Origin of the sequence: Methylobacterium sp. Leaf87 (genome assembly GCF_001422775.1) — a bacterium.
Classification (GTDB): Bacteria; Pseudomonadota; Alphaproteobacteria; order Rhizobiales; family Beijerinckiaceae; genus Methylobacterium.
Window position 1 is genome coordinate 107,807 of record NZ_LMMI01000059.1, and the last position, 24,380, is coordinate 132,186.

22 protein-coding genes are annotated in these 24,380 nt (G+C 68.1%); 9 read left to right on the plus strand and 13 right to left on the minus strand.

What is annotated here, in order from left to right; genetic code table 11:
• The first annotated feature begins 32 nt into the window (after window positions 1-32).
• From ASF22_RS20415 to ASF22_RS20440, 6 genes are all read left to right on the plus strand, one after another.
• Window positions 33-2,087 carry an HAD-IIB family hydrolase gene (locus tag ASF22_RS20415; protein ID WP_056267756.1) on the plus strand — a complete coding sequence of 685 codons (2,055 nt, stop codon included), beginning with the start codon at window positions 33-35 and terminating at the stop codon, window positions 2,085-2,087.
• Entirely contained in the window at window positions 2,077-2,952 is an 876-nt protein-coding gene (locus ASF22_RS20420; protein ID WP_056267758.1) for a galactosyltransferase-related protein, read from the plus strand. Before ASF22_RS20415 ends, ASF22_RS20420 begins: the two co-directional genes overlap by 11 nt.
• Window positions 2,953-2,966: 14 nt before the next feature.
• The gene (locus ASF22_RS20425; protein ID WP_056267761.1) at window positions 2,967-4,076 is read left to right on the plus strand and encodes a glycosyltransferase; all 1,110 of its coding nucleotides are present in this window, start codon (window positions 2,967-2,969) and stop codon (window positions 4,074-4,076) included.
• Window positions 4,077-4,110: 34 nt separating this feature from the next.
• Window positions 4,111-5,049: a galactosyltransferase-related protein gene (locus ASF22_RS20430; protein ID WP_056267765.1), complete on the plus strand. Its 939-nt coding sequence runs from the start codon at window positions 4,111-4,113 to the stop codon at window positions 5,047-5,049.
• Window positions 5,046-6,113, plus strand: coding sequence for a glycosyltransferase (locus ASF22_RS20435; RefSeq protein WP_056267768.1), 1,068 nt, complete (start codon window positions 5,046-5,048; stop codon window positions 6,111-6,113). The genes ASF22_RS20430 and ASF22_RS20435 overlap by 4 nt, the downstream gene beginning before the upstream one ends.
• Before the next feature lie 380 nt (window positions 6,114-6,493).
• A complete protein-coding gene (locus ASF22_RS20440; protein ID WP_082483883.1) occupies window positions 6,494-9,448 on the plus strand; it encodes a hybrid sensor histidine kinase/response regulator in 2,955 nt (984 codons plus the stop codon).
• Window positions 9,449-9,534: 86 nt separating this feature from the next.
• On the opposite strand, the gene ASF22_RS20445 is transcribed toward ASF22_RS20440, so the two are convergent.
• The 6 genes from ASF22_RS20445 to ASF22_RS20470 all read right to left on the minus strand — a co-directional run bounded on the left by ASF22_RS20445 (window position 9,535) and on the right by ASF22_RS20470 (window position 13,146).
• Window positions 9,535-10,005: a YidB family protein gene (locus ASF22_RS20445; RefSeq protein WP_056267771.1), complete on the minus strand. Its 471-nt coding sequence runs from the start codon at window positions 10,003-10,005 to the stop codon at window positions 9,535-9,537.
• Between the two features lie 99 nt (window positions 10,006-10,104).
• Window positions 10,105-10,488 carry a CsbD family protein gene (locus ASF22_RS20450; protein WP_056267773.1) on the minus strand — a complete coding sequence of 128 codons (384 nt, stop codon included), beginning with the start codon at window positions 10,486-10,488 and terminating at the stop codon, window positions 10,105-10,107.
• A gap of 83 nt (window positions 10,489-10,571) precedes the next feature.
• Window positions 10,572-10,775: a CsbD family protein gene (locus ASF22_RS20455; protein WP_056267776.1), complete on the minus strand. Its 204-nt coding sequence runs from the start codon at window positions 10,773-10,775 to the stop codon at window positions 10,572-10,574.
• Between the two features lie 229 nt (window positions 10,776-11,004).
• Entirely contained in the window at window positions 11,005-11,349 is a 345-nt protein-coding gene (locus tag ASF22_RS20460) for a CsbD family protein (RefSeq protein WP_056267942.1), read from the minus strand.
• Between the two features lie 57 nt (window positions 11,350-11,406).
• A complete protein-coding gene (locus ASF22_RS20465) occupies window positions 11,407-11,592 on the minus strand; it encodes a CsbD family protein (protein ID WP_056267779.1) in 186 nt (61 codons plus the stop codon).
• A gap of 96 nt (window positions 11,593-11,688) precedes the next feature.
• Window positions 11,689-13,146, minus strand: coding sequence for a helix-turn-helix transcriptional regulator (locus tag ASF22_RS20470; protein WP_056267783.1), 1,458 nt, complete (start codon window positions 13,144-13,146; stop codon window positions 11,689-11,691).
• Between the two features lie 415 nt (window positions 13,147-13,561).
• On the opposite strand from ASF22_RS20470, the gene ASF22_RS20475 reads away from it, so the two are divergent.
• Window positions 13,562-14,644 (plus strand): acetylhydrolase, encoded by a 1,083-nt coding sequence (locus ASF22_RS20475; RefSeq protein WP_244474362.1) that lies wholly within the window; start codon window positions 13,562-13,564, stop codon window positions 14,642-14,644.
• 95 nt (window positions 14,645-14,739) lie between these two features.
• On the opposite strand, the gene ASF22_RS20480 is transcribed toward ASF22_RS20475, so the two are convergent.
• A complete protein-coding gene (locus ASF22_RS20480) occupies window positions 14,740-15,474 on the minus strand; it encodes a Crp/Fnr family transcriptional regulator (RefSeq protein ID WP_056267786.1) in 735 nt (244 codons plus the stop codon).
• 151 nt (window positions 15,475-15,625) lie between these two features.
• On the opposite strand from ASF22_RS20480, the gene ASF22_RS24580 reads away from it, so the two are divergent.
• Both ASF22_RS24580 and ASF22_RS20490 read left to right on the plus strand, forming a co-directional pair.
• Complete coding sequence (locus ASF22_RS24580) at window positions 15,626-15,991, plus strand: hypothetical protein (protein ID WP_200918890.1); 366 nt, start codon at window positions 15,626-15,628, stop codon at window positions 15,989-15,991.
• A 55-nt stretch (window positions 15,992-16,046) separates the two neighbouring features.
• Window positions 16,047-18,578: a CheR family methyltransferase gene (locus ASF22_RS20490; RefSeq protein WP_056267788.1), complete on the plus strand. Its 2,532-nt coding sequence runs from the start codon at window positions 16,047-16,049 to the stop codon at window positions 18,576-18,578.
• A 272-nt stretch (window positions 18,579-18,850) separates the two neighbouring features.
• On the opposite strand, the gene ASF22_RS24260 is transcribed toward ASF22_RS20490, so the two are convergent.
• The 6 genes from ASF22_RS24260 to ASF22_RS20515 form a co-directional block, all read right to left on the minus strand.
• On the minus strand, window positions 18,851-19,024 hold the full coding sequence (locus tag ASF22_RS24260; protein ID WP_156647882.1) for a hypothetical protein: 174 nt from the start codon (window positions 19,022-19,024) through the stop codon (window positions 18,851-18,853).
• A gap of 76 nt (window positions 19,025-19,100) precedes the next feature.
• Entirely contained in the window at window positions 19,101-19,505 is a 405-nt protein-coding gene (locus tag ASF22_RS20500) for a hypothetical protein (RefSeq protein ID WP_056267793.1), read from the minus strand.
• 45 nt (window positions 19,506-19,550) lie between these two features.
• On the minus strand, window positions 19,551-19,856 hold the full coding sequence (locus ASF22_RS24265; protein WP_156647883.1) for a helix-turn-helix domain-containing protein: 306 nt from the start codon (window positions 19,854-19,856) through the stop codon (window positions 19,551-19,553).
• 74 nt (window positions 19,857-19,930) lie between these two features.
• Complete coding sequence (locus ASF22_RS20505; protein WP_056267796.1) at window positions 19,931-21,319, minus strand: methyl-accepting chemotaxis protein; 1,389 nt, start codon at window positions 21,317-21,319, stop codon at window positions 19,931-19,933.
• Window positions 21,320-21,625: 306 nt separating this feature from the next.
• The gene (locus ASF22_RS20510; RefSeq protein ID WP_082483889.1) at window positions 21,626-23,926 is read right to left on the minus strand and encodes an HWE histidine kinase domain-containing protein; all 2,301 of its coding nucleotides are present in this window, start codon (window positions 23,924-23,926) and stop codon (window positions 21,626-21,628) included.
• Window positions 23,923-24,225, minus strand: coding sequence for a SelT/SelW/SelH family protein (locus tag ASF22_RS20515; RefSeq protein ID WP_056267799.1), 303 nt, complete (start codon window positions 24,223-24,225; stop codon window positions 23,923-23,925). Before ASF22_RS20515 ends, ASF22_RS20510 begins: the two co-directional genes overlap by 4 nt.
• Window positions 24,226-24,380 lie beyond the last annotated feature (155 nt).

Below are 24,380 nucleotides of genomic sequence, written 5' to 3' on the forward strand. Positions count from 1 at the left end.
CCCACGCGTCATCTTGTGACACCTTGACTTTGATGTTCGTTCTTCATATCGCGCTTCAGGGTTGTCTTCGCGGCGAAGATGTCGCTTACGGGCTCACGGCGGATACGGGCGGTCATATCCGCTACCTGCTGGATCTGGTCGAGGCCTGCGCGCAGGACACCGAGATCGCCCGGATCGTGATCGCGACCCGCCTGTTCGGAAGCGCGTTCGGCGACGCCTACGCCGTGCCCGAGGAGCCAGTGTCGAGCAAGGTGACCATCGTGCGACTCGCGAGCGCGTCGCCGGGCTACCTGCCGAAGGAGGCGCTCCACGCCGAGGTGGAGAGCCTGTCGGACGCTCTGGTCGCGTGGATCCTGGCGCAGCCGACCCGTCCCGACGTGATCCACGCCCATTATGCCGATGCCGCCGTCGTCGCGGCGAACGTCGAGGACCGACTCGGCATTCCGTTCGTGTTCACGGCTCATTCCCTCGGGCGTGTGAAGGCGAGGGCGCTCGGATGCCCGGCGACGGACACTCCGTCGCTCGACCACCGCATCGCGGCCGAAGAGACGGGTCTCGCGCGCGCGGCCCTCGTCATCGCGTCGTCCCGCGACGAAGCGGAGGTCCAATACGCGACCTACGCAGCCTACGATGCCGGCCGCATTCGCGTCCTGCCGCCGGGAAGCGACCTCGCACGCTTCCAGTCGGCTCGGACCTGCGCGCGGGTGGACGCCACCCTCGACCGGTTCCTTCGCGAACCCTGGAAGCCGGCACTGCTGGCGCTCGCCCGTCCGGTGGCGCGCAAGAACCTCGCCGCCCTGGTCACGGCCTACGGCGAGAGCCCCGAACTTCAGGCCCGGGCCAACCTGATTCTCGTCGCGGGAACCCGCGACAACCTCGATGACCTCGACGGCGGCATGGCCGAGACCATGCGCGAGTTGCTCGTACTCATCGATCGTTACGATCTCTACGGGCGGGTGGCTTATCCGAAGACCCACCGCCCGGAGGACGTGCCGGCGATCTACGCCTATGCCCGCACCCGGGGCGGGGTCTTCGTCAATCCGGCCCTGAACGAGCCTTTCGGCCTCACCCTGCTGGAGGCTTCGGCCGCAGGGCTCCCCCTGGTGGCGACGGACAGCGGCGGTCCCAATGATATCGTCGAGACCTGCGGCAACGGGCTCTTGGTCGATCCGCGCGCGCTCTCCGAGATCGCGCGGGCCTGCCTGCGGATCCTCGACGAGCCGGGCCTGCGCGAGCGTTTCGTCGCCGGTGGCGCGCGGGCGGCCGCCGCCTACGATTGGGACCGGCACGCCGCGCGCTATCACGCCCTGTTGCGCGCCCTTTCCGTCGCCGAGCCGCCCCTCAGCAATCCGCGCCAACTGCTCATCTGCGATATCGACAACACCCTGGTCGGTTGCGAGGCGGGCCTGAAGGCCTTCAGTCAGTGGCGCAGCGAGCAGGAAGGCCTCGCGTTCGGTGTCGCCACCGGGCGCTCGTTCCACAGCGCCATGGCGATCCTGGAGCAGCAGGCGAGCCCGCGACCCCAGGTGATGATCACCTCGGTGGGGTCGGAAATCTATCACCTCGACCCCAACGGGGTGAGCTACACGGCCGACCGGACCTGGCGGGATGTGGTGTCCCGCGGCTGGGACCGGGCGCGCGTCCACGCGGTGCTCGCCGAAGTCGCGGGCCTCGTGCCGCAGGGGCCCCTGGAGCAGCGGACGCACAAGCTCAGCTATTTCGGGGACGTCGCCACCGCCCGGCAGGTGCAGGCGCGGCTCGACACGGACGGCCTCGCGGCCACGATCATCCACAGCCATGGCCGCTACCTGGACGTCCTGCCGCCGGCGGCCTCGAAAGGGACCGCCGTCGATCGCGTCCGTGCCCTCTACGGTCTCGCCGAAGCCGATGTGTTCGTGGCGGGCGATTCCGGCAACGATGTCGAGATGCTGCGTGCCCGACGGCAGGCGATCATCGTGGCGAATTTCTCCGACGACCTCGCGAGCCACGCGGCGCTCGGCCATTCCTACGTCGCCCGCGCCACCCATGCGCGCGGCGTCATCGAGGGCGTCGCCCATTTCCGGAAAAGTCCGGCGCATGCCATCTGATCGAGCGGCCGGCGTCAGCGTCCTCACCCTGGTGCGAGGCCGCGACGCGCACCTGCGCAACCTCATGCTCGGGCTCGCCGGGCAGATGATGCTCCCCTTGGAACTCGTCATCGCCTGGATGCAGCCGGAGCCCGCGCTGGATCTGCCGGATACCGGCTGTCCCGTCCGCCACCTCCACGTGCCCGGGGAGCCGATGCCGCTCGCCGCCGCCCGCAACAGGGCCGCCGCTGCGGCGCGGGGCGAGCGCCTGATCTTCCTCGACGTGGACTGCATCCCGAGCCCGGGGCTGGTCGCGGCCTATGCGGGTGCCGAGGGGGAGGGGCTCCTGCTCGGCGAGGTACTCTACCTTCCCGAAGGCGCCATCGGTCCGCACCTCGATTGCGCAGCCCTCGACCGGGTCGGGCGGGTGCATCCGGCCAAACCCTCCATTCCCGCCAGCGGCCTGCGCCGGGAACCCGAGGCGAAGGAACTCTGGGGCCTGTCCTTCGCCCTTCCGGCCCGCGCCTACGCGAAGATCGGCGGCATGGATGAGGGCTATGTCGGCTACGGTGGCGAGGAGACGGATTTCGCCGTGCGTCTGGCCGCGTCCGGCGTGCCGACCGACTGGATCGCCGGCGCGCGCGCCTATCACCAGCATCACCCCGTCCACGTGCCGCCCCTGCCGCACTTCGATTCCATCCTGCGCAACGCCGCCCGCTTCCACGCCCGGCACGGGACATGGTGCATGGAGTACTGGCTCGGCCAGTTCCGCGACGCCGGGCTCATCGCTTGGGATGCGGACGCGCCCGCGATCCGCCGTCTGCGCGCGCCGTCGCCTGCCGAGATCGCCGCCGCCCGCCGGCCCGGTACCTGCCTGTTCTCCTGACCCGCCCGAGGCCCATGCCGAAACCCATCGCCTTCTTCGTCCACCATCAGGGGCGCGGCCACGCCAACCGCACCCGCGCCCTGGTGGCCGAATTCTCCGTCGCGCGGCCGGTTTCGGTGCTGACCGCCGATCCCGGCCTGTTCGACGGCTTCTCGCGCGACATCGAGATCATCGCCCTGCCCAACATGATCGGCGCCGCCGTGCCGACGGCGCGCCTATTCGCCGAACCGACGCCGCAGGTGATGCATTGCGTGCCGCTCGGCGTCGCCGAGACCCGCCGGACCATGCGGACGATCCTCGACCACCTCGACGATCGGCAGGTCGGTCTGTTCGTGGTCGACGTCTCGGCCGAGATCGCCCTGCTGGCCCGCGCCGCGAGCGTGCCGGCCGTGCAGATCCGCATGCACGGCGATCGTTCCGATATCGGCCATATCGGGTCCTACGAGGCCTGTGTCGGCATGCTCGCGCCGTTCGACCCGCGCCTGGAACAGGACGACTACCCCGACTACCTGCGCACCAAGACCTTCTACAGCGGCGGTCTGTGCACCAGCGTCGATCCGGTGCCGTCGCGCGCTGACGCCCGCGCCCGCTTGCGGCTCGACCCCGACCGCGAGATCGTCGTCGCCGTCACGGGAGGCGGAGGCAGTGGTACGCCCTACGCGCCGCTGACGGTTGCCGCGCGGGCCGTGCCGGACGCCCTGTGGCTGACCCTCGGACCGACCCATCGCGAAGGTCACGAAACCGATTTCGCCAACCTGCGCGAGCTCGGCTGGGTCCCATCCGTCACCGATTACCTCGCGGCCGCCGACATCGTCATCGCTTCGGCCGGCGACAACACGGTCCACGAGGTCGCACGGGTGGGGGGACGGCTCGTGGTGATGCCGGAATGGCGCTACTTCGGCGAGCAGACGCGCAAGGCCGACGCCCTCGTACGTCTCGGCGCAGCCGTGCAGGCGCCGAACTGGCCCGGTGACCTCCAGGGCTGGCGCGACCTCCTCGACCGCGCCCGCCGCCTCGACGGCGAAACCCTGCGCCTGCTCCATGCGCCGGACGCCGCAACCCGTGCCGCGGGCTGGCTCGAGAGCCTCACCGACGACCTCTGGGCCGGCGCGCCCGGCGTGTGATCGTATGCTCAACTCCAGCTCGGACCCGCAAAATATGTCGACCGTTTCCGTCGTGACGCTGGCCAAGGGGCGGCCGGAGCATCTCGCCAACGTGGTGCGGGGCCTGATGCGCCAGACCCGAATGCCGGACGAACTCATCGTCGCATGCATGCAGGAGCAGCCCTACAATTTGCCGGAGGCGCCGTTCCCGATCCGCCAGATCGTGATGGCCGGCGATCCGCTGCCCCTGGCGGCCGCGCGCAACCGCGCCGTGGCGACGGCGTCGGGCGGGGTGATCGTGTTCCTCGACGTCGATTGCATCCCGGCGCCGTCCCTTGTCGCGGATTACACCCGTCATCTCAAAGAATTCGACGGCCTGCTCATGGGCGAGGTGCTCTATCTCCCGGCCGGTGCCACCCTGGGCGACTGGACCTACGAGGCCTTCGCTTCCGTCGCCGAAAAGCACTCGGACCGGCGCGGACCACCGGCCGAGGGCATCGAGGTCTGCGGCGACTACCGCTGCTTCTGGTCGCTGAATTTCGCAATGCTGCGCGCGACTTTCTTGCGGCTCGGAGGCTTCGACGAGCGCTACTCCGGCTACGGCGGCGAGGACACGGATTTCGGCAAGACCCTGGATGAACGCGGCATCGCCATTGCGTGGTTGAAGGGTGCGCTGGTCTATCACCAGCACCATCCGCACCATATGCCGCCGATTCACCACATCGCCAGCGTGGTGCGCAACGCCGAGCTGTTCGAGGCCAAGTGGGGCTACCGCACCATGGGCCACTGGCTCTACGCCTTCCGCCTCATGGGCCTGATCGACGATACGCCCGGCCAGCCGATCCGCATCCTGCGCGAACCGGATGCCGACGATCGCGCACTCACGGGCCAGCATGGCCACCAGCCCTATACCAACACCGCCTCGGTCATCCGCATCCTCGACGCGCGAATCGCGGCTGGGCAACCCGCAGGTACGGAGCCCGCGGCCGCATGAGGATCGCCCTCCTGGCGCATGTGCGCCAGCCCATCGCGCCGCCGTTCCGGGGGGGCATGGAGGCCCATAGCTGGCACCTCGCCGAGGGGCTCCGGGCGCGCGGCCACGACGTCGTGCTGTTCGCCTCGGGGGACAGCGACGGGCGTTTCGCGATCGATCCGGTGCTGCCCGAGCATCAGGAAAAGTCGTTCCCGGGCGAGGAGCACACCGGCAATCCGGCGCTCATCGCCCATCTCGACGCCGGCTATGCGGCAGCCTGCGACCGCATCGCCGCCGGTGGCTTCGATGTCCTGCACAATAACAGCCTGAGCCGCCTGCCCCTGGAACAGCGGCGGACGCGGGCCGTGCCGACGGTCACGTCGCTGCACGTTCCGCCCTACGACGCCCTGCGCTGGTTCGTGCAGAACAGCATCTCGCCCGCGCACCGCATCACCGCCACGTCGCACGGCCAGATGCATGCGTGGTTTCCGCAAGGAAGCCCACCGGAGGTCTCGGTGCTGCACAACGGCGTCGATCCGTCGGCCTGGCCGTATCGCGACCACGGCGATGGAAGCGCGGTCTGGTGCGGCCGGATCACCCCCTTCAAGGGCACGCATCTGGCGATCCGAGCCGCACGGCGCGCCGGCATCGCCCTGACCCTGTTCGGCTCGACGGAGGACACCGCGTACTGGGAAGGCGTGGTCTTGCCCCTACTCGGCGGCGCGATCCGCTATGGCGGGCACCTCGACGGTCCATCCCTGGCACGGGAAATCGGAAAGGCCTCCGTGTTCCTGTTCACGCCGTGCTGGGACGAGCCGTTCGGCCTCGTCGCCATCGAGGCCATGGCGTGCGGGCTTCCCGTCGCCAGCATCGATCGGGGTGCGGCCCGCGAAGTCATCGGCGAGGCGGGGGCCTTCGCCCCATCCGGCGACGAGGACGCCCTGGAGGCCGCCCTGGCCGGTGCCATCGCGGAGGCTCTCGCGATCCCTCGCCGAATCGCGCATGCGCGCGTGCGACAAAACTTTACCCAGAATCTCTGGCTCGACCGCTGCGAGCGTCTCTACGCGGAAGCCCGCAACGCATGAATCCGTGCTGGCGTACAGCGATGTGATCTCGACCGTAGAACAATCCGAGCGTATTGCCCCTATATCCATTTTCGCGTGTGCCCTGCGGGCGAAGATTCCGTGAATCTTCGTAGGCCACTTCCGGTCGCTGTTGACGGTCAGCCGGCCTCGAACCTGTCGCGGCGGCTTTTTGCGGCCGACCGATGGCGTCGCCGTCTGGAGCGCAAGTCTGTTTTGCGGCAAGAGACGCCTATGGAACGACGCCCACTCTCCGATATTCGCTTGCCACCGTATTCCCGTCCCACGGCCGGCCGCATCGACGCGGGGTGCAAGATTTGGCCGTGCCCGTCCGAACCGCTCGCTGCTCAAGTCATCCGCTGCGCCCCTTCGAGCTCGTCCGTATGACGGGTCCGGAGGCTGCCGAACTCCTGCAGCGTGCCGACGCCCTCGCGGAGGAAGCCGCGCGGTTGCGTGCTCAGGTGCACGGGCAGGTGCCCTGGGCCAAAGACCCAACGACCGTGCCGGAGTCCGGGATCTCCCCGCCTGGGCCGGGAGAGGCCGAGGGGCACGCGCGAGCGATCCTCGACAGTACCACCCGCATCGCCATCATCGGCATGGACCCGGACGGACGCGTCACCGACTGGAATACGGGCGCCGAGCGCATCTTCGGCTGGACCCGCGAGACGATCCGGGGCCAAGCGATCGAACGGCTGTTCACGCCGGAGGATGTCCTGTCCGGCCACCCCGCAGCCGAGCGGCGCCGTGCCCATGACCAGAGCCGTGCCGACAGCGAGCGCTGGTATCTGCGGGCGGACGGGTCCCGGTTCTGGGCGTCCGGGGAGACGACGCCACTGCGCGATCCCGGTGGCGACCTCATCGGCCTCGTGAAGGTCCTGAGCGACCGCACCGAGGAGCACCGGATCGGCACCGCCCTCGAAGAGACCGAGACGCGTCTGCGCCGGGCGCAGGAAGCCGGCGGCATCGGGGTGTTCTCCGTCGGGATCGACGACGCCATCCTCTACACCACGCCGGAATTCTGCCGCCTCTACGGCTTGCCCGAGCGGGCGACCTATCCGGCGGCGGCGTTCGAGGTTCTGATCATCCCGCAGGATTCACACCTCGTCTCGACGGCGGAGAGCCGCCGGCGCGGGGACCTGATCCGTGACGTCGAGTACCGGATCCGGCGACCCGATACGGGGGAACTCCGCTGGATCGCCCGCCGGGGCGAGATCGAGCGCGACGGCACCGGCCGTCCGGTCCGCTTCTCCGGCGTGGCGCGCGACATCACCGAACAGCGCTATGCCCGCGATGCGCTGGCTACGAGCGAGGCACGGTACCGCGCGCTGTTCGAGGCCATCGACGACGGCTTCTGCATCATCGAGTTCTTCGACGGGCCGCACGGACCTGCGAGCGACTACGTCCACGTCGAGGCGAACCCTGGCTACGAGCGCCATACGGGCATCCCGAACATCGTCGGCCGTACCCTGCGCGATCTTGCGGCCGCCGAGGCGGATGGCTGGCTCGACCTCTACGGAGGCGTCCTGCGGACGGGCGAATCGATCCGGTTCGAGCGCGCCTTTCCGGCCGCCGGGCGCCACATCGAGGTTTCCGCCGCCCGGATCGAACCGCCGAGCCGGCGCCAGGTCTCCGTGCTGTTCCGGGACATCTCGGCACGGCGCGCGGCCGAGGACGCCCTGCGCGCCAGCGAGGCCGTGGCCCGCGAGAACGTCGAGCGCGTGCAACTGGCGTTGGCCGCCGGTGCGATCATCGGGACCTGGGTTTGGGATCTCGCCGCCGACCGCTTCAGCGTGGACGAGGCCTTCGCCCGCAGTTTCGGCCTCGATCCCACCGTGGGACGCGAAGGCCTGAGCCTCGCCCAGGTCATCGAGACCGTGCACCCGGACGACCGAGACGCCCTGACGGCGGCGATTGGCACGGCGTTGGCGCAAGGCGGGCCCTACGCGCACCAATACCGCACCAAGCGTGCGGACGGGCTCTACTACTGGCTGGAGGCGAACGGGCGTGTCGAGCATGCTCCGGACGGCACGCCGTTGCGGTTTCCGGGCGTCCTGATCGACGTCGAGGAGCGACGCGCCGTCGAGGCCGAGCGCGAGCGCGTCACCGAGCAGCTCCGCAGCCTCAACGAGACCCTGGAGCAGCGCGTCGTCGAGCGGACGGCCGAGCTGATGCGGACCGAGGAGGCCCTGCGCCAGTCCCAGAAGATGGAGGCCGTCGGGCAATTGACCGGGGGCCTCGCCCACGACTTCAACAACATGCTCGCGGGCATCGTCGGTTCGTTGGAGCTGATGCAGACCCGACTGCTCCAGGGCCGGGTCGGCGATATCGAGCGCTACATCGCCGCCGCACAGGGCGCGGCCCGCCGCGCCGCCGCCCTGACCCATCGTCTTCTGGCGTTCTCGCGTCGTCAGACCCTGGCCCCGAAGCCCATTGATGCGAACCGTCTGGTGGAGGGCATGGAGGAGCTGGTGCGCCGCACCGTCGGGCCGGCGGTCTCCGTCGAGGTCGTGGGGGCGGCAGGACTGTGGTCGACCCATGTCGATCCGAGCCAACTGGAGAACGCGCTCCTCAACCTGTGCATCAACGCGCGCGATGCGATGCCGGACGGCGGGCGCATCGTCATCGAGACCGGCAACCGCTGGCTCGACTCGCGCAGCGCCCGCGAGCGGGACCTGGAGCCGGGCCAGTACATCTCCCTCTGCGTCTCGGACAACGGCACCGGCATGACGCCGGACGTGGTCGCGAAGGCCTTCGACCCGTTCTTTACCACCAAGCCCATGGGGGAGGGCACCGGCTTGGGGCTCAGCATGATCTACGGATTCGCCAAGCAATCGGGCGGGCAGGTGAGGATCTATTCCGAGCCCGGCGAGGGCACCATGGTGTGCCTGTACCTGCCCCGTCATCTCGGGGAGGCGGAAGGGGTGGAGGTGGTCCCGGACCTGTCCGAGGCGGCACGGGCGCGGGCGGGCGAGACGGTGCTGGTGGTCGACGACGAACCGACCATCCGGATGCTCGTCACAGAAGTGTTGGAGGATCTCGGCTACGCGGCCATCGAGGCGGCCGACGGCGCTTCCGGGCTGCAGGTGCTGCAATCGGATGTGCGCATCGACCTTCTGGTCAGCGATGTCGGCTTACCCGGTGGCATGAACGGCCGGCAGATGGCGGAGGCGGCGCAACTCTCGCGGCCTGGCCTGAAAGTTCTCTTCATCACCGGCTACGCCGAGAATGCGGCCCTCAACCACGGCCACTTGGCACCCGGCATGCAAGTCATGGTCAAGCCGTTCGCCCTCGAAGCACTGGCCGCCCGAATCCGCAACCTCATCGAAGGCACGGGTTGAGAGGCAGGTCCGTCGCGTCGGCGTGACCGTCCCGCGTGAAGGGCCGGCACGCTTCTGCGCCGGCCCTTCACGCGCCCTGCGGGACGTCAGGCCGGCTGGCGGCCGTCCTGGGCGTAGCGGTCGATGGCCGAGGGCAGGTCGCGCGACAGGCGCGAGAGAATGTCGGCCCGGCTCAGCCCGGTCTGCTTCTGCAGCCCATCGAGGGTCTCGGCGCCGATGGCTTTCTCGAGGTCCGCTTCCGGGATGTCGCGGTTCTGGCCCTGGTTGATCCAGGAATTGGCCGTCTCGCCATGGCCGCCCTTGGTGAAATGGTCGACGAGTTCGCTCAAGCCGCTGGCGATGAGGCCACCGACGCCGGCCGTACCGACTCCGCCGAGCAGGCTGCCGAGATTCCCGAGGTTGCTCGACCCGCTGCCCTGTGGAACGTGCGGAACGGTGCCGTGCGCGGCACCGGCGCTGCCGCTCTTCAGCAGCTCGGCGATCTTGTCACGGTTCTGGTAGCCGGCGACAGCCAGCAGACCCAGAAGGGCGGTCATCGAGGGGTAGCCCTTGCTCATGGTGGTGTCCTTTTCGTCTGAACGGGATCGTCTCGGTGGCACGTCGGGCCCGAAAGGGGCGGGCGACGACGAGACCTTGGACTAGGATGGAGGACTGGATCAGCGAGACGGGCGCAGCAGCCAACCGGCGGCGAAGGCCAACGCGGCCAGGGCCAGCACCGTTGCGCCGCGATTGGCGTCGGCGTAACCGACCGCCTGTCGCCCGTAAGCCTCACCCCGGCGACGGGTCTCGCGGGCGTAGCGGCTGCCGTCGTCGAGAAGGCGCTCGCCGCGGCGGCGTGCCTCGTGAGCGAGGTGGCTGCCGTCCTCGATCCAATCCTTCGCACGGTCGTGGGCCTGTCCGTAGGCGTATTGCGCACCTCCGGCTACCTGATCGACGGCGCCGCGCACCTGACGCGCGGGATCACCCGTGATGCCGCCGAGGGTCGATTGCGCCCGACCCTTGAGATGGCGCGTGGCGCCTCGGAACTGGTCGCTGTTCATGGTCGGCTCCTATCGGGACAGGCAACTTCAATGGGCAAATCGTAAGGGCGGGACGGCGCGATGCCGTCCCGCGAGGCGCACGATCAGATCTTGCTCTTGACCTTGTCGGCGAGGTTCTGGGCGCCGTCCTTGACGTCGCCGACGGTCTTCTGAGCTTCGCCCTTCAGTTCCTGGGCCTTGCCTTCCGCGACGAGCTTGTCGTTGCCGGTGACGTTGCCAGCGGCCTGCTTGACGTTGCCGACGGCCTCGTTGGCCAGGCCCTTGATCTTGTCGGTGGTGCTGCTCATCGAAAAAAACTCCTGTGCTGCGAGGGGGGTGAACGGACCGGTCGATCCCAACCGGCGGAGGGTCCGGCCCCGGGGAACCGAGGCCGAAGGGATCAGGCGCGACGCGCGTCGTAGCGGTCGGCCACGGCGCCGTCGTCCTGGTTCTGGTCGTCGTCGGTCTGCGTCTTTGCCTGATCGCCCGGGATGCCCCGCCTCTTGCCGAGGGCGTCCCACGCGGCGGCGCCGGATATCAGCGACGGGAATGGATCAGGAGGGCGAGGCCGTAGCCGACGGCGCCGGCGATCAGGAGCGCGACGAGTGGGCTTTCCTCGACTCGGTGGGCCACGGCACACCGGCCTTCGCGAAGGTAGTGGCCGGAATTCTCGTAGGCGTCCTCGGCGTAAGCCTGCGCCTGGTCGGCTGCATGCCCGACGCTATCCTTCGCCTGGTCGTAGAGATTTTCGGCGCTACCCTGCGCTTCGCGGAAGCGGCCTTCGACGGAGTCGCTCTGAGACCCGATGAGATCACCGATGGTGCCCTGAGCCTTTCCGGCGAGTTCCCGGGCAGCACCCGTCACGCGGTCCGTATCGACCATGATGTTCATCCTGTTGGTTGTTGTTGCGTTGGAAGCATTCGCTTCTGGCGGTTCGGGCTACGACGAGCGCGCCGAGCCGGACTTTCCCTCGGGCGTCCCCTCGGGCTCGGAGGAAGTCTTTTCGGCCTTGCCCTCGGCTTCGACCTTCACATCACCGGTCAGCTTGCCGATGGCCTCCTTGATGGACGCCTTGGCGACGGAATTCTTCTCCTCCTCAGAGGTCGGCTTGCGCGTATCGGTCATGTCCGTCCCCAAGGGCGATGCACTGGTCACGATGGTCAGATGGACCTCTGTGGATTTGGCGCAATAATACGGATGTACTGGTATCTTGGCTTTTTGTTACGGTGCGGTGGGGTTCGGAAATCCGTTGTCGCGCCCCCACACGATTACCTCCGAGCGCTTGTGAAGACCGAGCTTGCGGTAGAGCGCGGCGGTGTGGTTGCGGACCGTGTTGCGCGAGAGGTTCAGGCGCTTGGCGATGGCGTCGTCGCTCAGTCCGGAGCAGACGAGGCCGAGCATCTGTCGCTCTCGGACCGTGAGGGTGAGGGTCGGATCGTCCCCAGTCCGCTCACCCGGCTGGCGCAGGTTCGCGAGCTTTTCGATGAGTCCGCGGCTGAACCACGACGTGTCGGCCATCACCGCCTCGATGGCGGTGAACAGATCGCGCTCGGAGCGTTTGCGCTCCGTGATGTCCTGCAGGACGATGAGCACGAAAGCCTCGTCGGCGATGGTCACCCGCTCCGCCGAGATCATGCAGTCGAGTTCGCTGGGCTCCTGGGAGCTCAGGCAGGTCTCCAGCCCGACCACGTAACCGGTTCGGGTCAGTGCCGCCTCGAATCGGACGCGGGCGGCTTCGTTGACCCAGAGGCCGATCTCCTCGGGGGTGCGGCCGGTGACCTTGTCCTGTCCGTAGCCGAACACCCGGCTGAAGGCTTCGTTGACGCCCGTGATGGAGAAGCCATCGGCCCGGCACAGCATGGTCGGAACGGGCGTGAGCTGGAATGCCTTGGCGAAACGCTCCTCGCTCTGCCGCAGGGCGGTCTCGGCTTTCTTGCGCAACTCGAGGTCCGCGAAGGTGAACAGCATGCAGGGCTCGTCACCCATCTCGATGGGCTGCCCGGCGACGATGACGAAGCGGGTCCCGCCATCGGGCAGGGTCAGGCACGCTTCCATCTGCGGAATGGTGCCGCCCGCGTTGAGCCGGGCAATGGCGAGGTCGCGGCTGCGGGCACCGGCCAACACGTCGACCTCGTAGACGTTGCGGCCGATCACGGCGTCGCGGGTGTGCCCGGTCATTTCGAGGAACCCGGCGTTCACCTTGACGTGGCGCAGATCCGACAGCCGGGTGATCACCGCGGGCGCCGGATTGGCATTGAAAGTTTTCTCGAATCGTTCCTCCGCCTCGAACTGATCGGACACGTCCTTGAGGATCAGGGCGAGGCAGCTCGGACGTCCCTCCCGGTCCGTGGCCACGAGGCTTCGCAGGGAGTGCACGAAGGCGACGTCCGGACGGTCGGTCCGCTTCACGTCGACCACGACATCATGGAACGTCTCGCCCGAAACGACGCGCTCCATCGGGTAGTGCTCGGGTGCACGGTTGTTGCGATAGCGGAGGGAGAAGCGCTCGCGGTACGCGTCCACGGTGGCGCCGAGTTCTTCCAGGGCGTCGGCGCCGTGCATCGCCAACGCGGCCTCGTTGGCGTAGGTGATCGACTGATCTGGCTCGACCAGGATCACGCCCTCGCTGAGGCCGGCGATGATCTGCCGGAGTTCATGTCTGTCGACGCCAGACGTCACGGGTCCGCTTCGCTCCCCGCCGCCAGGGTGGCAGCGGGCGTCCAACGGACCGCACCCGGGCAAGTTCCGAATCGCCTCAAGGAAATCTGGTACCTACGTATCAAACGCTTAGGACGCCTTGACGAAAGCGCCTCCGGCATCGGCCCTGTGCACCGTGGAGTTCCGGGGCTGGCGGACCGGCTCGGACAGACGGTTTGCCGGTCGCGCCGGGGTTGCGCTCGCCGGCCTGTCACCCGTTTCCGACACAGCCGGTGCGGGAGCACACCGCCCGGCACCGGCGGCTGTAGACCGCGTCGCCTTCGGCGTTCACCTTGGCCGTGAGGTTGACTGAATCCCTTCCGCGGATCCGGCCCCACCATTCCGCCGCCGCGAGGGTTTCGGAAGAGGCCAAGCTCGTTACAGGCCCGAGGCTAACGTGACCCACGCCGACGATGTCGCCCCCGTATCGCCGGCCGGTCCCGTGGGCCCACGCACGGGCAACGGGGGCCTGACGCGCCGTCGCGTCGGCGCCATGCTGCTCGGTGCCGGTGCGGGAGGGCTGCTCTCGGGGCTTCCAGCCGTGTCGGCGCCGGCATCGGACGTGACCCGGTTCGTCGATTTCGAATGGGTCGATCCCGCACGCGGCCGCGTGGTACCGGCGCGGCTGTACTGGCCGGGCGCCTCGGCCCGAAAGGGGCCGGTGCCGCTCATCGTGTTCTCCCATGGCCTCGGTGGCTCGCGGATGGGCTACAGTTACCTCGGCGAAGCATGGTCGGCGCAGGGCACGGCGAGCCTTCACATCCAGCACGTCGGAAGCGACCAGACCTTGTGGCAGGGCAACCCGATTCTGCTCCTCGACCGCCTCGACAGCGCGGCCGACGAACGCGAGGCCATCGAGCGGACGCACGACGTGAGCTTTGGCCTCGACCAGTTGCTCCAGCGCGGCAATCCCTTCCACGCCGCCATCGACCGGAAGCGCATCGTCGCGGCGGGGCATTCCTACGGGGCCAACACCACGCTGATCCTCACCGGCGCCCAGGTGGTGCGCGATGGAAAGCTCCTCGGCTTCCGCGACCCGCGCTTCTCGGCCAGCATCGTCATCTCGGCCCCGCCCTTCTACGGCGAGACCGACCTCGCGGCAGTCCTTGCCTCCGTCGACGTTCCCACGCTCCACGTGACCACGACGGAAGACACAATCCGCATTCCCGGTCGCTACTCCCCCGTCCAGGACCGCCTCGACGTCTATGCGGCGATCCCGACGCAGCAGAAGGCCCTCGTGGTGTTCCAGGGCGGCTCGCACAGCGTGTTCACCGACCGATCGTTGAGGAACGGTGGACCGCTGAACCCGCTGGTGAAGCGTGCGACGGCGGAGGTCGGCCTAGCCTTCCTCGATCTGGTCCACCGCTCCGCTCCCGTTCCGCTCGAAGAATGGGGTGCCACGTGGAAGCCGATCCTGGCGGCGGCACCGACGCCGTTTCCGGTTGCCGCACAATTGGCGAACCATAAGCGCCGGGCCTGAAGCGAGGTCGGATGCCGTCCCCGCGTTGCGGACGGAAACGGGAAACCCACTCACCGACGCGAAATCCACGCGCGCTCGATCACCCGGCCGCCCATTCAGGCATCGAACCGCGCGCCGACCCGGTCGAGATGCAGGTAGTTCGGGTTGAAGGACGCGACGCGTTCCAGGGCCGGCAGGTCCGGGATGGTCAGGCGGCGCCCCCTCAGTTCGAGCAGCCCTTGCCGACGCAGGGACTGCAGGGTCCGGTTGACGTGGACGGGTGTGAGGCCGGCGACCTCGGCGAGATCCGTCTGCGTCAATGGTAGATCGCAGCCTCCGTCCTGCATGTGGCCGATCCCGCGCAGGCGATAGAACAGCTCGCAGAACAGGTGGGCGAGGCGCTCCACCGCGTCCCGCCCGCCGAGGTTGAGGATCCACTCGCGTTGCGTCGCCGCGTTCACGAGGGATTCCCACCACAGCGCCCGCGTGACCCGTGGACGGGCTGTCATCATCTCCTCGAACGCGGGCGGCGGAATCTCGACGAGCGCGACGGGGCTCAGTGTTCCGATGGAGTGATCCATCTCGGACAACACGAAGACGTTGTGGTCGCATAGGTCGCCGGGCAAAAAAAGCGCCACGATCTGGCGACGTCCGTTGGGGAGTTGCTTGTAGCGGCAGGCCCACCCGGACAGGATGAGGCGCACTGCCCGCGGGGCCTCACCTTCGCGGACGATGTCCGCACGCGAGGCGAAGCGGCGAACCGGGCCCTCGGTGAGGATCTCGAGTGTCCGCCGATCTTCGTTGGACAGGCGACTGAACTGCTCCAATTTGGCGATCAGAGGGTGATCCACGGTCCGGTCCTCCGTTTCCGACTTCCATCCATGTGCGGAACGCGGACACTGCGCCGCACCTGATCCAGGTAAGGTCATCGAGCCATCACCTGTGTTAGCATTCTTTTGCCGTAACGCCGCCCGTGCGGCTCAGACCATCGCGAGCCCGCTCTTGCCACAGTTCCACTTCCACCTGCGTACGCCGGCCGGCCTCGACCCCGACGATGACGGCCTCGCCCTGGCCGACCTCGACACCGCTTACCTCGAAGTCTGTGCTTCGATTCCCGACATGGCGGCGGAATTCGCGCGCAAGGGGCTCAGTCCACTGCCCTACGCCTTCGTCATCGCCGATGCCGCCGGCATTCCCCTGATGGAAGTACCCTTCGCGGAGCGTTTGAACAGCCTGCGCAAGTCGGCCCGGCCCGGGCAACTGGCACGGGCGCGCCAGTTGTCGGGCGAGATCGCCGAAGTGATCCGTGCGGCGCGTGAAACCACGGAACGGTCGCGGGAGATCCTTGCCCGGTCGCGGGCGTCATGATGGCGCCCCGGTCGAGGGTGCCCGGCGAGCACGTGCCCCCCGTCGGAGACGCGTGATGATCGGGCCCGCGCGCTTCCCTGTGGTCGGCATCGGCGCTTCGGCCGGTGGAATCGAGGCGCTGGAGACGCTGTTCTCCGGCCTCGGCCTCGACGGCGACCTTGCCTACGTGGTCGTCACCCATGTCAGCCCGGACAGAGAAAGCTTGCTGCATGAGGTGCTTGGCCGCTTCACCAAACTCCCGGTGATCGTGGCGGAGGACGGGATGCCGGTGGAGCCGGGGCGCATCTATGTGCTTCCGGCCAGGATGCTGCTCGGCATCGCCGATGGCCGTCTCAGACTGCGCGAGCACGACCCGGTTCAGCGCGAGCGCAACCCCATCGACCTGTTCTTCAGCGACTTGGCACGGGCCTACGGCGAATACGCCGTCGGCGTGGTCCTCTCCGGCGGTGGCACGGACGGGACCCTCGGCATCAAGGCGATCAAGGAGCGTGGCGATTTAACCTTCGCGCAAGGATCGGACGGCACGGTGCCGCGTCATCCGGACATGCCGGCCAGCGCCATCGCCACCGGGCTCGTCGATTTCGAGTTGCCGGCCGACGCCATCGGCGCCCAACTCGCCGAATACGCCCGCAGCTTCGGTGTGATCGAGGGGTTGGAGACGGCGGCCGCCGAGGCGGCCATGTCCGAGATCCACGCTTTGCTGCGCGATCAAGTCGGACACGACTTTTCTGGTTACAAGCCGAAGACCTTTGCCCGGCGGGTCCAGCGCCGGATGCAGGTGGCCCGCCTCCACCGAATCGAGAACTACGTCGAGCGTCTGCGTGCGGACGGGACCGAAGTCACCGCGCTGTTCCGCGACCTGCTCATCAACGTCACCAATTTCTTCCGCGACGGCGACGCGTTCGAGGCCCTGAAGCTGCGGGTGTTGCCCCGCCTGTTCGAGGGGCGCGGAGCAGGCGACACGATCCGGGTTTGGGTGCCCGGATGCGCCACGGGCGAGGAGGTCTACTCCATCGCCATGTTGATGCGCGAGCACATGGACGGCCTGCGCGCCGTGCCGCGCGTACAGATCTTCGCCACCGACATCGACGATCCGGCCCTGGCCGTCGCCCGATCCGGACGCTACCCGGAGGCGCTTCTCGACACCGTCTCGCCCGAACGCCGTCGCCGGTTCTTCTCGGCCGAGGGCGGTTCCTACGTCGTGGTCAAGGCGGTACGCGAATTGTGCGTTTTCTCGCCCCACAGCGTGATCCGCGATCCACCGTTCTCACGTATCGATCTCGTCTCGTGCCGCAATTTGCTGATCTATTTCGGCCCGGTCGTGCAGGCGCAGGTGATCCCGATCTTCCACTACGCTCTGCGCCCGCGCGGGCACCTTTTCCTCGGTACGGCCGAGAACGTCAGCCAGTTCGGCGACCTCTTCACGCCGATCGACAAGAAGCACCGCATTTTCCAGGCACGCGACACCGAGCGGTCCGGCGCCGCGCTGCCGCTCGCGATCAGCGGCACGCAACTCGCCCCGTTCGCGCGGCGCTCCGGCCAAGCCGTGCGCCCGCCTCCCTTCAATCCAGAATCCGGCGCGTCCGTGCGGCAGGCGGTCGAGAGCCACGTCGTCGAGCGTTTCGCCCCGGCCCACGTCGTCGTCGACCGCGAAGGCGACGTGGTCCACTACTCCACCCGCACCGGAAAGTATCTGGAGGCGCCCGCCGGGCTGCCCAGCCGCCAGCTCCTGACCCTGGCGCGCCGGGGCCTGCGTCTCGATCTGCGCTCGGCCTTGCGCGAGGCGATCGAGTCGCACGGCCCCGCCTTCCGCTCGGATATCGCCGTCGAGGGCGAGGAAGGGCGTATCCAGGTCGTCTCGATCACCGTCGAGCCGCTACCCCTGCGCGAGGGTGCCGATCCGCTCCTCGTCGTGCTGTTCCACGATCAAGGGCCGTCCTTGAGCCGGAGCGACGCCGAGCAACGCGACGCGCGGCCGAAGCCCGGCTCGGACGCGCTGCAACTCGAACATGAGTTGCGCGACACCCGCGAGCGCCTGCAGACGCTGATCGAGGAATACGAGACCGCCCTCGAGGAGCTGAAGTCGTCGAACGAGGAGCTGGTTTCGGTCAACGAGGAGCTGCAATCGACCAACGAGGAACTGGAGGCCTCCAAGGAAGAGCTGCAATCGCTCAACGAGGAACTGCAGACGGTCAACCACGAATTAAGCGGTAAGATCGACGTCCTGGACCGGGCGAACAGCGATCTCCGCAACCTGTTCGACGCCAGCGGCCTCGCCATCGTGTTTCTCGACCGCGACCTCATCATCCGCACGTTCACGCCGGCGGTGGCGCGGTTCATCCCGATCCAGGACGGCGACCGCGGCCGGCACCTGACCGACTTCGCCGTACGTCCGGCCTACCCTGACCTTGCGGAGGACCTCGCCCGCGTCCTGACCGACGGCAAGGAGATCGAGCGCGAGATCGAGCAGCCCACGATCCGTGACGGCAACCGTCGCCACGTGGTGCGGATCTCGCCGTATCGGGCCTTGAATGCGGCGATCACGGGCGCGGTGGTGAGTTTCGTGACCGTCCCGGCCGTGGGGTAAGGAGCGAGCAGGATCCGCGCCATCGAAGCGCAACCGCCCTCCGTTTCGACCGGAAGAATTCCGACGGGCTCGTGAGCGCTTCGGATCGTGCGAGATCGCGCAGCCAACGCCGCACAGTCCTGCGGAAAGATGAAGCCAGGATGGTATCGGAGGATGAGTGGATCGCCCTCGATTGCCACACGGAACCGGTGCCAGCCGCGGTCTTGGTGTTGGAACGGAGCGCGCGCAGCAGGTGTGATCAACCTGTCGGCGCGTGCGCGCTGGAACGGATATCAGGCGAGGAACGCAATCTGACAGCTACGGCCCGCGGTCCTTTCAGGATGCTGGCGACGACCGGGCTCGTCATCAATGGCGATGGGTTCGTCGCCGAGCCTCCAGAGATGCTCGGCGGGCTGGAGTTCGAGCGCGTAGGGCGGCAGGTAGATCAGGCGTAGGCCTCTGGTCACGCGCAGACCGGGCTCCGAGTGCCAGCCGGCCCCGTCGAGAAGTGGGATAACGGTGCGTCGCTCGCCCGCCCAGACCTCAAGGGCGAACAGCGCCAGAAGGCCCTGAGAGCGGCTTGGAGACGCCGTTGCCGACGTACCAGTGGCTCTCGCCGCTGGCGGGCGCTGCGAAGGCGGTGACGTAGAGCCATTCGTAGCGGTGACGGCCGGGTTCGATCGGCCGTCGTCCGCGCGGCGGCCAGACCCGGCGCGTGATCGGCTTCAGCTCGACACGGTGCTCGTCCGTGCAGAAAAGCGCGACCGGCCGGCCGGGGTGGCGTGCCTCTTCCTCGGCGAGGGTGGCGGCGAGTTTCTTGAGGGTGGTCTGTGACTCGGAGCCGGGTTCCTCGGCCGTGGTGCCTGGATCGACCAGCCGATCGCCTGCAGCGCCTCCCAGGCGCGCTGCGGGTAGACCGAGATCAACCCGAGTTCGGTTGCCATCCACGCTGCGATCGTGGGCTTACTCCAGGGCCCACCATCGGGCGGAGGCCTAGCGAGGCCTACGCGACAGCTTGTCCAGAAGATCAGGGGGCAGAAGTCGCGGGGCCGTTCCCTTGCGGCGCCGCCGGTCGCCCAGCGCATCAGGACCGAACTGATTGTAGCGTTTTGCCAACTGTTCCAGCCAACGCTGCACGAAGCCGGTCGTGGCCGCGACATCCGCCAACGGCTTGCTCTGCGCCAGAAGCCAGATCGCCTGGTAATGCCGTGCCGCGCGCGGGTCGTCGCTGGTTCGAGCACGCCGACCCAGTTCCGCAAAACATAGATGATCGACGATGTGAGCTGGGTTCGCCTCCATGAGACATGACCCAAACCCTAACCATCACTCCGCTCGGCGAGAATCCCCGCCGCGTCAATCAGACGGAAACAGTTTTACGCGGTCTCGGTTTCTCCGAGCATGGTCCGGGTGGTGGCGAGCATCGCCTTCATCGCATCCGTCGCACCCCGATACGCCGGCGTCCCCACGTCCCAATTCTGCGTCGCGAGGGCTGCGATCATCCGTTCAGCCTCCTCCAGGGCTTTGGCTTCGGACTTGAGAAGGTCCGATAGAGCGGGGTGAGCGGCGAGGGGACCGGTCCGCAGGAGCGCGCCGAGGCTCGCTCCATTGTTCCACGGCAGCTTTGCGAGTCCGCGGTCGGGTTCGGCGAGTCCCACCAAGACTCGGGCCAGTTTGCGCTTCCAGGCTCCGATATCCGCCGGGAGGCGTACAAGTGCATAGGTGGACGGCTCATGACCGCTCGATGCCAGAGCCGTCTGCCCAAGGGCTTCGGCCTTCACCAGGCGATTGGTGATCAGCTCGATTTCCTCGTGGGTCTTCGAGGCCTTGCCGGCGATGTTCTGGACGCTGCTGGAGATTTCGGCCGTGGCCTGACGCTGCTGTCCGAGCATGTGTGCGATGGCTCGGTTGAGGTCGCTTGCCTCACCGATCCGTTCGTTGGCCTGCGAAACCCGTGTCTCGAGACCATCGACAATGTTGCGGCCCGTCGCGACGGCGACGCGGCTCTCGCTCACCGCCTGGGCGATGGAGCCCATCTCGACCGTGAGGGTGTTGAGCAGGGAGCGGATCTCGCCCGTGGATTTTGCGGTCTGGGCCGACAGCGACTTGACCTCGGCGGCGACGACCGAGAATCCGCGACCGGCTTCCCCGGCCCGTGCCGCCTCGATGGTCGCGTTGAGGGCGAGCAGGTTCGTCTGGCTCGAAATCGCCGCGATGGCGGTGGCCATCACCTCGATCTGGGCAATTGCGCGTTCCAGCACCACGACGCGGTCGGCGATCTGGACGGTCCGACCCTCGATCTCCTGCATCGCGTTGCGGGCTTGGCTGCCGTCGGTGATGCAGGTCTGCATGGCGGACAGCGCGTCGTCGGCGACCCTGACCACGGTGTCGGAGGTCTGGGCGACCTCGGCGATGGAGGCGGCGAGTTCCTCCGTCGCACCCGCGATGGTCTGGGTCGCGCGGGCCACTTCGCCGACGTCGTAGGTCATCCACCCCGTGTTGGTGGCGGCTTCGGACGCCTCCCGTGCCAGGCGGGCCGTGCTGCCGAGGGCACGGAGCGTGGCTCGATCGGCATCGACCCGGACCTGGCCCAAGGCGGTCTTCAGTAGACCGTCAGGGAGATCGATGGCATCGCGGTCCTGCGTCGTCATCAGGCGCTCGACCGCGCGTACCAGACGGGCATCGTCCGAGGCCGGCATCGCGGCCACGGGCTCTTCGGACGCGGCTCGGGTCTTCGTGGACCTGGCGAGGGGAAAACCGAGCATCGTGGGCGTCCTGTTGGTGGTGCCTAAAAATTAGTGTCCCCCAGTTAAGAAACGCTGAAGGCATGGACATCAATCGACTTGCATTCGAGTCCGGCATCTATCCTTGAGTTGTGCTTAATCTTGCGATGCAGCGCTCAGAACGTATTGGCAGGTTGTGTATCGCTACCATTGTGCGGTGCAAATCGAATTGCGATAGGGCGAGGTAAATACCGATAAACCATTTCCCCAAGCCTTTGCGATGCAATGGCATCACGGCGTCGCTTCGGAGCCGTACAAGAATCGTAGGAATGTGATCGACCCTCGGGGTCACGCCCGTGCTGCGATGCCGCCCGCGTCCGTTCCGACAGGGCCGGGCAAGGGGATGTCGACGGCCGGAAGAACAAGTCCGGCCTTGCGCTCCATGAGCGTCGGGGATGGCACCGGTGCCTCGATGGTGCAGACCACGCCGTCCGAGGCGTAGTGAAGCTTGACCTCTCCGGCGAGATCACGGGCGAGGCTGCGCTCGATCAGGCGGGAGCCGAATCCCGTCCGGGTCGGCGGCACGACGGGCGGACCGCCGCTCTCGCTCCAACGGAGGTGAAGGCGCAGCTCCGGATCCCGGATCGCCGACCAGGCGATCGCGACACGGCCGCCTTCGCGGGACAGTGCCCCGTACTTGACCGCGTTGGTCCCGAGTTCGTGAAGCGCCATGGCGATGGAGAGGGCGAAGCGCGGCGGTAGGCGCAGGGGTGGTCCGGTGACGCGGAAGCGGGAAGATTGCGGATCGCCATTCGGCCCGTACGCATCGAGCGGTGCGATGGCGTCGGCCACCACCGTGGCGAGTTCGGCCCCTTCCCAACTCTCGCGGGTGAGCACGTCGTGAACCCGCGCCAGGGCGAGGAGGCGTGCCTCGAACGCGGCACGGGCGGCGGCCGCGTCCTCACCCTCGAGCCGGCGCAGGGACTGGCCGGCGATGGATTGCACGGTGGCGAGGGTGTTCTTCACCCGGTGATTGAGTTCGTGGATCAGGAGCAGGAGATGCTCCTCGGCGCGCTTGGCGTCGGTGATGTCGACATTGCATCCGGTGTAGCCGAGGAACGTCCCGGTATCGTCCTGGCGCGGCACGCCCTCGCAGCGGAGCCAGCGGATGCGTCCCGTGCGGTCAATGACGCGGACCTCGCCACGGAACGGCTGGCGAGCCTCGAACGCCTCTCGGAACAGGGCCGAGAATCCGGGCAGGTCGTCGGCATGGACGATCCGGTGCCAGCCGTCGCCCGCGAGGGTGTGGGCCGCCGCACCGAAAAGATGCTCGAAATGCATGTTGGTGAAGCTGATCTCGGCCGACGCGTCGGTCATCCAGATCAGGGCCGGCGCCGAATCGGCCATGTGCCGGAACCGCGCCTCGCTTTCCCGCAAGGCGCTCAAGCCGCGTTCGGTCTCGGCCAGGGCCCGGTCACGTTCGGTAATGCGGGTCCGCAGGCGCTCGGAGGCCTCGGCGAGGACCTCGCCGAGGCTGCGGATCTCGTTGATCGGCGAGGTGATGCGCGGGATCGCCTCGCCGCGCGCCAGGGCCGGCCCCGTCGCCGCCAGGCGCCGCAGGGGGCGCGCCACCCGAGACCACAGGCTCACGGCCAGGACCGACGAGGTCGCCAGGACGAGGAGCCCGAAGCCGCAGAACGCCCAGATCCAGCCGTGCAGGCGTGCCTCGACGAGGGATTGCGGGATGACGGCGCCCACCGTCCATCCGGTGAGCCGGGCGCGGGCCTCGACGACGGTGACGGGCCGCATCGCCCGGTCCTTGCCCTCCCAGACCCCCGGGGTACCGGTCTGCTTCTGCCGCAGGGTCGCCAGGCGTGGCTGACCGACGATGGCGTCCGCATCGGGAATGCGTGTGAGCACGATCCCGTCCCGGTCGGAGATGCCCGTGGTCCAGCCGACGATGCTCTCCCGGGCGGTGAGGGCCTGCAGACGTCCCACGGGCGCGGTGAAGCTGAGGATGTAGGCGACTTCGGTGTCGAGCATCACCGGAACCGCAATGGCGTAGGTGGCCGCCCGCGGAGTCGCTCCGTGCAGCAGCCCGGACACGACGGCCCGTTGCCCGCCCGCCGTGATCTCCCGGTCGAATGGCAGGCTCCCCTTCGGCATCGGTGCGCCAATGGGAACCGCCGTGTTGACGAGTTGCTGCCCGTCGGGCCGGCGCAGGAGGAGGTCGAGACCGACGGCGTCGCGGACGAGGCGCGCCTGCGTGTCGAAATTCGCGAACTCCGAATCCCTCAGGCGTGGCGAGGTCGCGAGGGTCTGGAGCACGGAAACGAGGCCGGCCGTATCCCGGTCCACCGATAGGGCGATGCTCCGGACGTTCTCGCGGGCATCCTGTTCGAAGCGTGCCCGCTCGGTTCCGGCGTAGCGAACGAGCAGGATCGCGGTGAACAAGAGGCCCGGCCCGATCAGCGCGACGACGAGGGCGATGAGGTAGACCTGTGTCGAGACGTCCCGGCGCCAGAGATCGGGAATGAGCCGGCCGAGACGCTTCGAGCGCCGCCGGAATCGTCCGAACCGCGTTCGCTCGGGTGGGAAGCCACCGGGCACGTGCGTGCCATCGCCGGAATGCGGCTCGGGCTCCCTCATGGGCGATCGACGTGACCGAGATCGCGCGCCGGACTGACCCGGTCCCGCACCCGTTGCTTCAGGGCCTTCACGTCCGGAAAGCCGCCATCCAGCGTTCGGTCCCAGATGGTGTCGGGGCCGCAGGCGATGATGAATACGCCTCCGGTTCCGGGAATCAGGGCGACCTCCCCGATATCGTCCCGGAAGGAGGAGAGCAGTTCCTGGGCCATCCAGGCTGCACGCAGGAGCCACTGGCACTGCGTGCAGTAGGTAATGGAGACCCTCGGCTTCTCTTGCGGGGCGAGTGCAGTACCGTCCATGCCCGGCACAGCGCACCGAACCTCCCTGCCTTGTCAACAGCGCGACGGCGGCGGCGCGGAGGTCCGGAGGAGGTATTTTCGAGGTCGTACCGAGGCCTCCGGCACGCGTTTCCCGTGGCGTATGTCGGGCCGGGCCCTTCCCGTGCCTAAGGTCA